Here is a 12513-nt window from a genome sequence, read left to right as displayed (position 1 = left end):
ACAGACCTAGAGCGGCGCGCGGGCCTAGAGGCGCGCGGCGACCAGCGCGGTCAGGTCGACCAGCCGGTTGGAGTAGCCCCACTCATTGTCGTACCAGCCGACGATCTTCACCTGATTGCCGGCGGACATCGTCAGCAGCGAGTCGAACGTGCAGGACGCCGGGGTGTTGACGATGTCGGAGGAGACGATCGGGTCCTCGGTGTAGACAAGGTAGCCCTTCAGCGGGCCCTCCGCCGCCGCCTTGAACGCCGCGTTGACCTCTTCCTTGCTGGCCTTCTTGTCCAGGGTGGCCACCAGGTCGGTGACCGAGCCGTCGAGGACCGGCACCCGCATCGCCAGCCCGTCGAGCTTGCCCTTGAGGTGGGGCAGGACCAGCGCGGTGGCCTTCGCCGCACCCGTGGTGGTCGGGATGATGTTCTGCGCCGCCGCCCGCGCCCGCCGCAGGTCCGAGTGCGGGAAGTCCAGGATGACCTGGTCGTTGGTGTAGGCGTGGATGGTGGTCATCAGCCCCTGGCTGATGCCGAAGGCCTCGTCGAGCACCTTCGCCATCGGCGCGACGCAGTTCGTCGTGCAGGAAGCGTTGGACAGGATGTGGTGCCTGGCCGGGTCGTAGGCGTCGTCGTTCACGCCTATCACCACGGTGATGTCCTCGTCCTTGGCCGGCGCCGAGATGATGACCTTCTTGGCGCCTGCCTGCAGATGCTTGCCCGCGTCCGCCGCCTTGGTGAAGCGGCCGGTGGACTCGATGACAACGTCCACACCCAGATCGGCCCAGGGCAGCGCCGCCGGGTCGCGCTCGGCCAGCACCTTGATCACGGTGTCACCGACGCGGATACCCTCGTCGACGACACCGACCGCAGCAGGCAGCGTACCCAGCGTGGTGTCGTACTTGAGCAGATGCGCAAGAGTCTTGTTGTCGGTCAGGTCGTTGACCGCGACGATCTCGAGATCGTTCCGGTTGCTCGCCGCGAGCGCCCGCCAGAAGTTACGACCGATTCGCCCGAAGCCGTTGACACCCACCCGCGTAGCCACGTCCAGGACTCCCTACCGTCTTGTCTCGTCGTTTCGATAGTCACGCCGTCGTTCCGTCGCGACGTCGTCGTTCGGTTGTGACGTTCTCGTTCATGTGGCACTGTCGTTCATGTGGCGCTGTCAAGGCAGGAGCCTAACGAGTTTGCACATCATCGGCGGGAATCCGAACCGTGCGATGCTGGTCTCCTCACACGATGCGGGCACGCCCCACCCGGAAACTACATCCCATCACATCGCTGCGCTGCCGCACCGCCGGTGCGCCTCCGCAGGGCCGAGGGCCGGGCAGATTCCGTGGGCCCGCGCTGACGCCGGCCGAACCGGCCAGGCGGGCGCCCCACGGGCAGACCCCACCCCGAAGAGCCCCGAAGAGCCATCCGATCCCGATGGTGCTACTGGGCCAGTTTTCCACATTACAGGTATGAAATGTCTGGGTACGACCTGGGCCGCTGTTGCTCAGGCGTTCTCAAGGAGATCCGGGGAGACGCTCGCCTCGGTGTTGGGGATACCGAGCGCATTGGCCCTCTTGTCGGCGAGCGCCAACAGCCGGCGGATCCGGCCGGCGACCGCATCCTTGGTCAGCGGCGGGTCCGCGAGCGCGCCCAGTTCCTCCAGGGAGGCCTGCGCGTGATCGAGGCGCAACCGGCCGGCCGCCAGCAGGTGCTCCGGGGCGTCGTCGCCGAGGATGCGCATCGCGGCCTGCACCCGGGCGCCGGCGGCCACCGCGGCCCGGGCGGAGCGGCGCAGGTTGGCGTCGTCGAAGTTCGCCAGCCGGTTGGCCGTCGCCCGGACCTCCCGGCGCATCCGCCGTTCCTCCCAGGCGAGCAGGCTGTCATGCGCACCGATCCTGGTCAGCAGCGCGCCGATCGCGTCGCCGTCGCGGATGACGACACGGTCGACGCCGCGCACGTCCCGGCTCTTGGCCTGGACCCCCAGCCGGCGCGCCGCGCCGACCAGGGCCAGCGCGGCCTCCGGACCGGGCGAGGTCACCTCCAGCGAGCAGGACCGACCCGGCTCGGTCAGTGAACCGTGGGCGAGGAACGCGCCCCGCCAGGCCGCCGCGGCGTCACAGGCGGAGCCCGTGACCACCTGCGGCGGCAGCCCGCGCACCGGGCGGCCACGCTGGTCGAGCAGGCCGGTGGACCGCGCGAGCTGCTCGCCGTCCCGCTCGACGCGCACGATGTAGCGCACCGAGCGGCGCAGCCCACCGGCGGCCAGCACGGCCACCGTCGAGGGGAAGCCGAAGACCTCGGCGATCTCGCGACGCAACCGGCGGGCGGTCGCGCCGGTATCGAGTTCCGCCTCGACCACGATGCGACCACCGACGATGTGCAGCCCCCCACCGAAGCGCAGCAGGGCTGCCATCTCGGCCCGCCGGCAACAGGGCTTCGCGACCCGCAGCCGGCTCAGTTCGTCCTTGACGGTGGCCGTCATCGCCGCCACACCGATCACTCCTTGGCTTCACCGGATGGGGTCCGGCGGACCGGTCCGCCGGACGATGAGTACTGCGTGACCGGCCGCCGGGACGCGGGCGCCGGGCGGGTCGCCTCCGGGAGTCCCGCGAACACCGCGCGGAAGGCCGCGGCGAGCCGGACCGGGTCGTGCACGGGCGCGCCAGGGATCCGCACCGGCGCCAGATGGAGCCGGGCGCCGACGTCCGCCGCCGCCCGGGCGAGCAGGTCGGGGTCGGGCACCGCGGTCGGATCGGCGATCACCACGTCCAGCCGCAGGCCGGGAACGTGCCGGCCGAGGGAGTGGAGATGGGCCTGGGGGGTGTATCCCTCGGTCTCCCCCGGCTGGGCGGCCAGGTTCAACACCATCACCCGGTTCGCCCGGGACATCGCAATCGCCCGGTTCATCCCAGGAACCAACAGATGCGGCAGCATGCTCGTGTAGTGCGATCCCGGCCCAAGGATGATCCAGTCGGCCGCGCCCGCCGCGGCCACCGCCTCCGGACAGGCCGGCGGTGCCGCCGGCGACAGCCGGACACCCACGACCCGTCCACCGGTCGTGGCCACCGCGGCCTGCCCGCGCACCTCGACCTCGGCGGTGGGCGCCCCCGGATCCAGCCCCACGACGTCGGCGACGATGTCGATGCCCCTGGTCGACAGCGGCAGCACCCGCCCCCGCAGACCGAGGAGGGCGGCGGCCAGGTCGAGCGCGGCCACCGGTGATCCGGTGCGCTCGGCGAGCGCGGTGAGCACGAGGTTGCCGACCGCGTGCCCGGCGAGCGGCCCGTCGCCGCCGAACCGGTGCTGGAACACGCCCGCCCAGGTGGTCGACCATCCGTCCGGTCCGGCCAGCGCGGCCAGGGCCATTCGTAGATCGCCCATGGGCAGCGCACCGAGCTCCGCGCGCAGCCGCCCGGAGGATCCACCATCGTCACCGACGGTCACCACGGCGGTAAGCGCCGAGGTGATCTGCCGGAGCGCGGCGAGCGAGGCGGCGAGCCCGTGGCCGCCGCCGAAGGCGACGACCGCCGGTGCCCGGTCCGGACCGTCGGAGCGCGCGGCTACGCCACTGAGGTTCACGGATGGTTCACTCCCGTCCCAGGTCACGGTGCACCACCCGGACCCCCACGCCGCCCGCGGCGAGCCGGGTGCCGAGCTGCTCGGCGATCGCGACGCTACGGTGCTTGCCGCCGGTGCACCCGACGGCCAGCGTGAGATACCGCTTGCCCTCGCGGGCGTAGCCCTCGCCGACCAGGCGGAGCAGCGCCGCGTACTGGTCGAGGAAGTCCTGCGCTCCCGGCTGGGCCAGCACATAGTCGCGCACCTGCGGATCGCGGCCGGTGAACGGGCGCAGCGCCTCCACCCAGTGCGGGTTGGGCAGGAACCGGCAGTCGGCGACGAGATCCGCATCCAGCGGAAGTCCGTACTTGTACCCGAACGACACCACCGTGGCGTTGAGCCGGTTGGCGTTCGGCTGCCCGAACGCGGCGTCGATCTTCGACCGCAGCTCATGGACGTTCAGGTCGGTGGTGTCGAGGACCAGGTCAGCCTCGCCGCGCAGCTCGGCGAGCAGAATCCGTTCCCGGCTGATGCCGTCGACCACCCGCTCGTCGCGCTGCAGCGGATGCGGGCGGCGGACGTGCTCGAACCGGCGGATCAGCGCATCGTCGCTGGCCTCGAGGAACAGCATCCGGGGATGCATGCCCCGCGCGTCGAGCGCCGCGATCGCGGCGCGCAGGTCAGAGAAGAACGGCCGGCCCCGCACGTCCACCACGACGGCGATGCGGCTGACCGTCCCACCAGAACGACGGCCCAGCTCAGCCATGGTGGACAGCAGCTCCGGGGGAAGGTTGTCGACGACGAACCAGCCCAGGTCCTCCAGGCACTTCGCCGCGGTGCTGCGCCCGGCGCCGGACAGCCCGGTGATGATCGCCAAATCCAGGGTCGGGGTGGTCATGAGACGGTCTCCGCGTCGAGGATCTCTCCGGTGTGCGGGTCGACGACGGGGGCGGGCGCGTCGGCGCGGCCCGGCGCCGACCGGGCCAGCGCGGTGACGATCGCCGCCGCCGTCCGCGGGCCGATGCCGGACACCTGCGCGATCTGCTCGGCGCTCGCCGCCCGTACCTTCGCCACCGAACCGAAGTAGCGCAGCAGGGCCTTGCGCCGGGTGTCACCCAGGCCGGGGACCTCGTCGAGGGCGGAGGCCACCATGGCCGTGGACCGCTTCTGCCGGTGGTAGGCGATGGCGAAGCGGTGTGCCTCGTCGCGTACCCGTTGCAGCAGGTAGAGCGCCTCGGACGTCCGCGGGAGGATGACCGGGTCCGCGGTGCCCGGCAGCCAGACCTCCTCCAGCCGCTTCGCCAGCCCGCACAGCGCCACCCCGCCGGGGCCGGCGTCGATGCCGAGCTCGTCGAGCGCCCGGGCCGCCGCGGCCACCTGGGGCGCCCCGCCGTCCACCACGACGAGGTTCGGCGGGTAGGCGAACCGGCGCGGCCGCCCGGTCCCCGGATCGATCGGCTGCGCGGCATCCGGCGCGTCGGCGATGTCGGCGATGTCGGCAAGCTCGCCGACGCGGGACCGCTCGGCGAGGTAGCGCGAGAACCTCCGGTGGATGGTCTCGTACATGCTCGCCACGTCGTCCCCGGCAGCCCCGTCCCGGCCGGCACCCTCCCGGCCGGCGATGCCGCGGATCGCGAACCTGCGGTACTCGGACTTGCGCGGCAGGCCGTCCTCGAACACGACCATGCTCGCCGCGACGTTCGTGCCCTGGGTGTTCGAGACGTCGAAGCACTCGATGCGCAGCGGCGCGTCGGGCAGCTCCAAGGCCTCCTGAAGCTCGGCGAGGGCACGGCTGCGGGCGGTGAGGTCACTGGCCCGCTTCGTCCGGTGCAGCGCGAACGCCTGCTTGGCGTTGCGCTCCACCGTCTCGAGCAGGGTGCGCTTGTCCCCGCGGCGGGGCACGCGGACCTCGACGCGGCTGCCCCGGGCCGCGCCGAGCAGTTCGGTGGCCGCCTCGACGCCGGGCGGCAGGGCGGGAACCAGGATCTCGCGGGGGATGCCCTCCCCCTGGGATCCCGCGGTGGTCGTGGGCACCGTCGAACCAGCGGTCCCGGTCGAGGCCGCTCCCGTGCCGTCGAGGTACTCCTGGGTGAGGAACTGCTCGACGAGGTCCGCGGTCGTGACCTCGTCGAGCTTGTCGACGACCCAGCCCCGCTGGCCGCGTACCCGCCCGCCACGCACGTAGAACACCGCGACGGCGGCCTCCAGCTCGTCCTCGGCGAAGGCGATGACGTCGGCGTCGGTGCCGTCGGGCAGGACCACGGCCTGCTTCTCGACCGCACGGCGCAGGGCGCCGATGTCGTCGCGCAGCCGCGCGGCGCGTTCGTACTCCTGGGCCTGCGCCGCCTGCTGCATCTCCCGTTCGAGCCGACGCAGGTAACGGCCCGCCTGCCCGGACATGAAGTCGCAGAAGTCCTCGACGATCTCCCGGTGGGTGGCCGCGTCGACCCGTCCCACGCAGGGTGCCGAGCACCGGTCGATGTACCCGAGCAGGCACGGCCGTCCGACCTGCGCGGCCCGTTTGAAGACCCCGCCCGAGCACGTGCGGGCGGGGAAGACCCGCAGGAGCAGATCGAGGGTCTCCCGGATGGCCCAGGCATGCGCATACGGGCCGAAGTACCGGACACCCTTGCGCTTGGGTCCCCGCATGACCTGCAGGCGCGGGAACTCCTCGTGGAGGGTCACGGCGAGACTCGGGTAGCTCTTGTCGTCGCGGTAGCGGACGTTGAAGCGCGGGTCGAACTCCTTGATCCACGTGTACTCGAGCTGGAGGGCCTCGACCTCGGTCGAGACAACGGTCCAGTCGACCGAGCTCGCCGAGGAGACCATGTGCTGCGTGCGCGGATGGAGGGTGTGCAACTCGGCGAAGTAGTTGGCCAGCCGGGCCCGCAGGTTCTTGGCCTTGCCGACATAGAGCACGCGACCGTGCTCGTCACGGAAACGATAGACACCGGGTGTCTCGGGGATCGAGCCCGGGGCGGGCCGGTAGGACGCCGGATCAGCCATGAAGCGAGCCTACGGCGACCTTCATCCCGAGCAAGCAGCACCTGCACGTAACCATTTCATCACGCATAGCGTGCGGGCTTGGCAGCGGGTTCCCTCCGATGGTGGCGGTAGGGTGACGAGCGGCGACGGCCACCCGGCAGTATCGTGACCGATTACACACCTTCCGCTGTTTCGGGAGCCCCCGCTGGCGTCCGGGGCGGAGGGCTGCGACCCTCGACACATCGGGCAAGCGAACCGAGGGAGCCAGCGCGTGCTTGGTAAGGACGTCACGGCGGAGTTCGTCGTGGACGACGCGTCCAGCCGTGGGCGGATCACCGTATTCCAGATCTGCTGGGGCGCCCGCGACCCGTTGGCTGTGTCCATGACGCTGGTGTCCAGGCCGGAACATCCCGCGCTGCCGCAGGGCAGCTGGGTCGCACCACGCGACACCCTGCGCGCCGGCCTGGAGACGGCGGTGGGCGACGGGGACGTCCGGATCGGTCCCGACGCGGATCGGCGCGGCGTGCGGCTCGACCTGGTGCACGGCGACCGCCGGTCCGTGGTGGTGGTCGCGGCGTCGTCGCTGCGCAGCTTCCTGGACCGCACCGAGCGACTTGTCCCGACCGGTCAGGAGCACACCGAACAGGAGCTGGACGCCGTCCTCGCGGACCTGCTGCAGACCTGAGAAGCCTGAGAAGGCGGGACCGGTCCCACCTCGGCGACCCGGTCACCGAGGATCTCCCGGAGGAAGACCGCGGTGTGGCTCTCCTCGACCGCCGCCACGGCCTCGGGCGGCCCTTGCGCGACGACCCGGCCGCCTCCCGTGCCCCCCTCCGGCCCCAGGTCAATGATCCAGTCCGCCGTCTTGATGACATCGAGGTTGTGCTCGATCACGATGACCGTGTTCCCGGCGTCGACCAGCCGGCCGAGCACGCCGAGCAGCTTGCGGATGTCCTCGAAGTGCAGACCGGTCGTCGGCTCGTCGAGCACGTAGACCGTCCGGCCGGTGGAGCGCCGCTGCAGCTCCGAGGCGAGCTTGACCCGCTGCGCCTCGCCGCCGGACAGGGTCGGCGCCGACTGGCCGAGCCGGACGTACCCCAGGCCAACGTCGTTCAGCGTCCGCAGGTGCCGGGCGATGGCCGGCACCGCGGCGAAGAACTCCGCCGCCTCCTCGATCGGCATGTCGAGCACCTCGGCGATGTTCCTGCCCTTGTAGTGCACCTCCAGCGTCTCCCGGTTGTACCGGTCGCCGTGGCAGACCTCGCACGGCACGTACACGTCCGGCAGGAAGTTCATCTCGATCTTGAGGGTGCCGTCACCGGAACACGCCTCGCACCGCCCGCCCTTGACGTTGAACGAGAACCGGCCCGGCAGATAGCCGCGGACCTTCGCCTCAGTCGTCTCGGCGAACAGCCGGCGGATGTGGTCGAACACGCCGGTGTAGGTGGCGGGGTTGGACCGCGGCGTGCGTCCGATCGGGGACTGGTCGACCCGGACCGCCTTGTCGAGATGGTCGAGCCCGCTGACGGTGCGGTGCCGGCCCGGCACCTCCCGGGCGCCGTTGAGCTTGTTCGCCAGGACGGCGGCGAGGATGTCGTTGACGAGGGTGGACTTCCCCGAGCCCGACACCCCGGTGACGGCCACGAAACAGCCCAGCGGGAACGACACGGTGACGTCGCGCAGGTTGTGCTCCCGGGCCCCGTGCACGGTCAGTGCCCGGCCCTTGGTCGGCACCCGGCGGATGTCGGGCACCGGGATCCGGCGCCGCCCGGACAGGTAGGCGCCGGTCATCGACTCCTCGCTGGCGAGCAGCTTCTCGACCGGCCCGGAGACGACGACCCGACCGCCGTGCTCGCCGGCGCCGGGGCCGATGTCGACCACCCAGTCGGAGGCGCGGATCGTGTCCTCGTCGTGCTCGACGACGATGAGCGTGTTGCCCAGGTCGCGCAGCCGCAGCAGGGTCTGGATGAGCCGGCGGTTGTCCCGCTGGTGCAGGCCGATCGACGGCTCGTCGAGCACGTACAGCACCCCGACGAGCCCGGAACCGATCTGGGTGGCCAGCCGGATGCGCTGTGCCTCGCCGCCCGCCAGGGTGCCGGCGGCCCGGTCGAGGGAGAGGTAGTCCAGCCCCACGTCCAGCAGGAACGTCAGCCGCGCGTCGACCTCCTTGAGCACCCGGCCGGCGATGGCCCGCTCCCGTTCGGTGAGGTCGAGCCCGCGCAGGAACACGGCGCACTCACCGATCGCCATACCCGAAACCTCGGCGATCGACCGACCGCCCAGCGTCACCGCAAGTGACTCCGACTTCAGCCGCGCGCCGCGGCAGCCCGGGCAGGGGACATCGCGCATGTAGCCCTCGTACCGCTCCCGGCTGCTGTCCGACTCGGCCTCGCGGTGCCGGCGGCCCAGGAAGCCGATCACGCCCTCGAAGGAGGTGTAGTAGGAACGCTTGCGGCCGTAGCGGTTGGTGTAGCCGACGTGGATCTCGGTGTCGCCGCTGCCGTACAGCACGGCCTTGCGGGCCCGCTCGGGCAGCCCCTCCCACGGGGTGTCCATCTTGAAGCTGAGGTCCTCGGCAAGGGCCGTGAGCAACCGTTCGAAGTACTCCTTGTTGTGGCCGCCCGACCAGGGGGCCACCGCGCCCTGCGCCAGCGACAGGGTGGGGTCGGGCACGACGAGCTCCGGGTCGACCTCCTTGCGGGTCCCGATCCCGGTGCACTCGGGGCAGGCACCGTATGGCGAGTTGAACGAGAACGACCGCGGCTCCAGCTCCTCAAAGGAGAGGTCGTCGTAGAGGCAGGCCAGATGCTCGGAGTACATCCGCTCGCGCTCGGGGTCGTCGGCGTCGCGGTCGACGAAGTCGACCAGGACGAGCCCGCCGCCCAGCTTCAGGGCCGTCTCCACCGAGTCGGTGAGCCGCCGCTTCGCCGACGGCTTGATCGCGAGCCGGTCGACGACGACCTCGATCGTATGCTTGCGCTGCTTCTCCAGCTTCGGCGGATCGGTGAGCGGCACCACCGTGCCGTCGACGCGGGCCCGCGCGAACCCGGAGCTCTGCAGCTCGGCGAACAGGTCGACATACTCGCCCTTGCGGCCACGCACCACCGGGGCCAGCACCTGGAAGCGGGTGCCCTCGGGCAGCTCCAGCAGCCGGTCGACGATCTGCTGCGGGGTCTGCCGGGAGATCAGCCGCCCGCACTTCGGGCAGTGCGGGCGGCCGGCGCGGGCGAAGAGCAGCCGCAGGTAGTCGTAGACCTCGGTGATCGTGCCGACGGTGGACCGCGGGTTGCGCGAGGTCGACTTCTGATCGATGGAGACGGCCGGGGACAGCCCCTCGATGAAGTCGACGTCGGGCTTGTCCATCTGCCCGAGAAACTGCCGAGCATAGGCTGACAGCGACTCCACGTAGCGCCGCTGCCCCTCGGCGAAGATTGTGTCGAAGGCGAGGCTGGACTTGCCGGACCCGGACATACCGGTGAAGACGATCAGCCCGTCGCGGGGCAGGTCGAGGTCGACGTCACGGAGATTGTGTTCACGCGCGCCACGCACGACAAGACGATCGGCCATCGACAAACCCTCATGATCTTCAGTAAGACCGGACCTGGGCGAGTGTGGCCATGCTACGGATGAGGACCGGTACTTTTCCGGGGGCGGTCACTTACCACCAGCCGGACGAATCCGTCGAATCCGGTAGAGACCTCGGAGGCGTCAGAGGCATCAGATCTCCCGGTGCCACCTGACGGACCGTAACGACCGGCAGCTATCCCCTGCTCCCGTCCCATCCGCGCCATCCGCTCCGGAGAGGATCACCATGAGCGACGCCGACGGCGGCGACACCAGCCGCACCGGCTACACCGAGTACACCGGGAAAGTCACGGTCGGCGGTCCGGCCGACGTACGGACCCTGCCAGGCCTGTCGATCACCAAGATCGCCGTCGGCCCGATGAACAATAACGCCTACCTGCTGCGCTGCCCGGTCACCGGGGAGCAGCTGCTCGTCGACGCGGCAAACGAGGCCGACACGCTGCTGCGGCTCGTCGGGGACGCGGGGCTGGCGACGGTGGTCACCAGCCATCAGCACGATGATCATGTGCAGGCCCTCGCAGCTGTGGTCACCACCACCGGGGCCAGCACGGTCGCCCATCCGGACGACGCCCCGGCCATTCCGGTGCCCACCGCGCGGCAGGTGCGCGACGGAGACGAGGTCGCCGTCGGGACGGCCACCCTTCGGGTGATCCACCTGGTCGGGCACACACCCGGATCCATCGCCCTGCTCTACGAGGCCGATCCCGCCGCCCCCACCTCTTCACCGGAGACTGCCTGTTCCCTGGCGGCCCTGGAAACACGTTCGGTGACGAACAGGCCTTTACGACGCTGATGGACGGCCTCGAACGCAAGATCTTCGGCCCACTGCCAGACACCACCTGGATCTACCCGGGCCACGGACACGACACCACCCTCGGCGCCGAACGCCCGCACCTGGCGGAATGGCGCACCCGCGGCTGGTGACGGCGGCGGTGAGGCCGGCTCCGGTATGGCGAGCTCGGCCTCGACGCGCTCACGCCACGGATGCGCTCAGTCCGTTGAGACCTCCTCCGGAACGAGGTGATGCTGACGCTGTGCCTACTGTCCGGGGAAGCCGTCGGCAAGATCACCGATCGGATCATCCTGCCGCTACTGCGGCGTCCGCGGTACCGGGCGGAGATGGCCGAGACGCAGCCGCGTCTCGGCCGGGACGGCGCGCCACCGTGAGCTGACCGCGGGCTCCCAGCCTGGCCGGGCCAGCCCGCTCACCAGCCCGGAGAGGATCCGGACCGCGCGCAACGCGTCATGCGACCGGCCCACGGCCAATTTGCGCGCGGCGAGGACGGTCAGCTGGGCCGCGTGCACCGCGGTCCACGACCGGCCCACGTCGTGACGGTGCCGCCGGGCATAGGTGGCGGCTGACCGGCCGAGTTCGGCGTACAGCAGCCCGGACCGCCCGACGGTCTCCCCACCCACATGTACGACCGGCCAGGCGTCGTCCGCCCAGACGATGCGCCCGCCCGCGGCGTGCAACCGGGCGAACAGATCCGTCTCCTCGTAGTACATCCAGTACGACGGGTCGAATCCGCCCAGCCGTAGGAAAATCTCCGAACGGACGGCGAAGAAGGCGCCGACCGGATAGCGCAGTTCCGGCCACCTCTCCACCGCGGCGATCTCGCCCCGTACCGCCGTGTAAGCGTTCGTCCGCGGGCGCGGCAGGACGGCACTCGCCCGCCCCCGCTCGCCCGCCATGCCGCGGATCGGGAAGCCGAGCACGTCGGCGGACGACGCGGCCCAGGCGAGCAGCTTCGGGATCATCGTCGCGGTGTCGGCAGGGACCGTCACGTCACTGTTGACCACCAGGATCCACTCCGGCCGCAGCCCGTCCTCCACGGCACGGCGGACAGCGAGGTTCACCGCGGTACCGTATCCGACGTTCCCGTGCCCCTGGACCACGCGCACACCGTCCGGCAACGCATCATGCCGGGATTTCCCGTCATTCTCCACCAGAAATACCCGGCATTCCTCCATGGCATCCAGTGTGGTCAGCAACCGGTACAGAGACGTCGATCCCCCGTGAGAAACGACGACCGCCAACAGCCTGTGCATCATCCGCCTTCGGCTAGTGCGCCCGCAACGAGCTGCGAAATTTCGGGAAGAATCGGCGAGGAAGGACCACAGCTCACACCGAACGAGTACACACGATCGGCCCTGGAACGTCGAGTATTCCCGCCCGCGCGTCTCCTCGCCCGCGTCAGAGAGATACGTCCCGGCGGCTGGACGTGCACCGATGTACCGCAGTACCCGCCGGAACCAGCATAACCGCTGAGCCAGGGCTGTCCGGCATCCTCGTTCCCGGCGCGTCGCGACACCATTCCTCGATATGTTTCCGGACGCGCGGCGAACCGGGCCCGGTTCGTCACCCGCCTGACGTCACGGGCGGCCCGCCTCCGGGTGAACAGTC

At 70.7% G+C, this 12513-nt stretch carries 8 protein-coding genes and 1 pseudogene; 2 read left to right on the top strand and 7 right to left on the bottom strand.

The window, feature by feature from the left end:
* Nucleotides 1–24: 24 nt before the first annotated feature.
* From gap to uvrC, 5 genes are all read right to left on the bottom strand, one after another.
* Complete coding sequence (gap, locus tag ACY5KJ_RS01980; protein ID WP_462202643.1) at nt 25–1032, bottom strand: type I glyceraldehyde-3-phosphate dehydrogenase; 1008 nt, start codon at nt 1030–1032, stop codon at nt 25–27.
* A 453-nt stretch (nt 1033–1485) separates the two neighbouring features.
* The gene (gene whiA, locus ACY5KJ_RS01975; RefSeq protein ID WP_462186177.1) at nt 1486–2463 is read right to left on the bottom strand and encodes a DNA-binding protein WhiA; all 978 of its coding nucleotides are present in this window, start codon (nt 2461–2463) and stop codon (nt 1486–1488) included.
* A 14-nt stretch (nt 2464–2477) separates the two neighbouring features.
* Nucleotides 2478–3560, bottom strand: a complete 1083-nt coding sequence (locus ACY5KJ_RS01970; protein WP_462186158.1) for a gluconeogenesis factor YvcK family protein — start codon at nt 3558–3560, stop codon at nt 2478–2480.
* 7 nt (nt 3561–3567) lie between these two features.
* A complete protein-coding gene (gene rapZ, locus ACY5KJ_RS01965) occupies nt 3568–4437 on the bottom strand; it encodes an RNase adapter RapZ (RefSeq protein ID WP_462186159.1) in 870 nt (289 codons plus the stop codon).
* On the bottom strand, nt 4434–6545 hold the full coding sequence (gene uvrC / locus ACY5KJ_RS01960) for an excinuclease ABC subunit UvrC (RefSeq protein WP_462202641.1): 2112 nt from the start codon (nt 6543–6545) through the stop codon (nt 4434–4436). Before uvrC ends, rapZ begins: the two co-directional genes overlap by 4 nt.
* Before the next feature lie 250 nt (nt 6546–6795).
* Here uvrC and ACY5KJ_RS01955 point away from each other — a divergent pair, with 250 nt between their 5' ends.
* Nucleotides 6796–7209 carry an SsgA family sporulation/cell division regulator gene (locus ACY5KJ_RS01955; protein WP_462186162.1) on the top strand — a complete coding sequence of 138 codons (414 nt, stop codon included), beginning with the start codon at nt 6796–6798 and terminating at the stop codon, nt 7207–7209.
* Here ACY5KJ_RS01955 and uvrA read toward each other — a convergent pair.
* The gene (uvrA, locus tag ACY5KJ_RS01950) at nt 7152–10091 is read right to left on the bottom strand and encodes an excinuclease ABC subunit UvrA (protein WP_462186163.1); all 2940 of its coding nucleotides are present in this window, start codon (nt 10089–10091) and stop codon (nt 7152–7154) included. The two genes, ACY5KJ_RS01955 and uvrA, sit on opposite strands and share 58 nt — an antisense overlap.
* Nucleotides 10092–10335: 244 nt before the next feature.
* Here uvrA and ACY5KJ_RS01945 point away from each other — a divergent pair.
* A pseudogene (locus ACY5KJ_RS01945) lies at nt 10336–11033 on the top strand (MBL fold metallo-hydrolase).
* A gap of 165 nt (nt 11034–11198) precedes the next feature.
* Here the strand turns inward: ACY5KJ_RS01945 and ACY5KJ_RS01940 are convergent.
* Entirely contained in the window at nt 11199–12158 is a 960-nt protein-coding gene (locus ACY5KJ_RS01940; RefSeq protein WP_462202638.1) for a glycosyltransferase family 2 protein, read from the bottom strand.
* Nucleotides 12159–12513 lie beyond the last annotated feature (355 nt).

It is taken from the genome of Frankia sp. CcWB3 (assembly GCF_977927595.1).
Note: the sequence above shows the minus strand (reverse complement) of the source record. Positions and strands in the feature narration are given on the sequence as shown.

What these genes read in the sequence shown, in the direction of transcription:
- whiA (WP_462186177.1), bottom strand. Translation starts at nt 2,463, where the DNA reads ATGACGGCCACCGTCAAGGACGAACTGAGCCGGCTGCGGGTCGCGAAG.
- rapZ (WP_462186159.1), bottom strand. Translation starts at nt 4,437, where the DNA reads ATGACCACCCCGACCCTGGATTTGGCGATCATCACCGGGCTGTCCGGC.
- uvrC (WP_462202641.1), bottom strand. Translation starts at nt 6,545, where the DNA reads ATGGCTGATCCGGCGTCCTACCGGCCCGCCCCGGGCTCGATCCCCGAG.
- uvrA (WP_462186163.1), bottom strand. Translation starts at nt 10,091, where the DNA reads ATGGCCGATCGTCTTGTCGTGCGTGGCGCGCGTGAACACAATCTCCGT.
- ACY5KJ_RS01940 (WP_462202638.1), bottom strand. Translation starts at nt 12,158, where the DNA reads ATGCACAGGCTGTTGGCGGTCGTCGTTTCTCACGGGGGATCGACGTCT.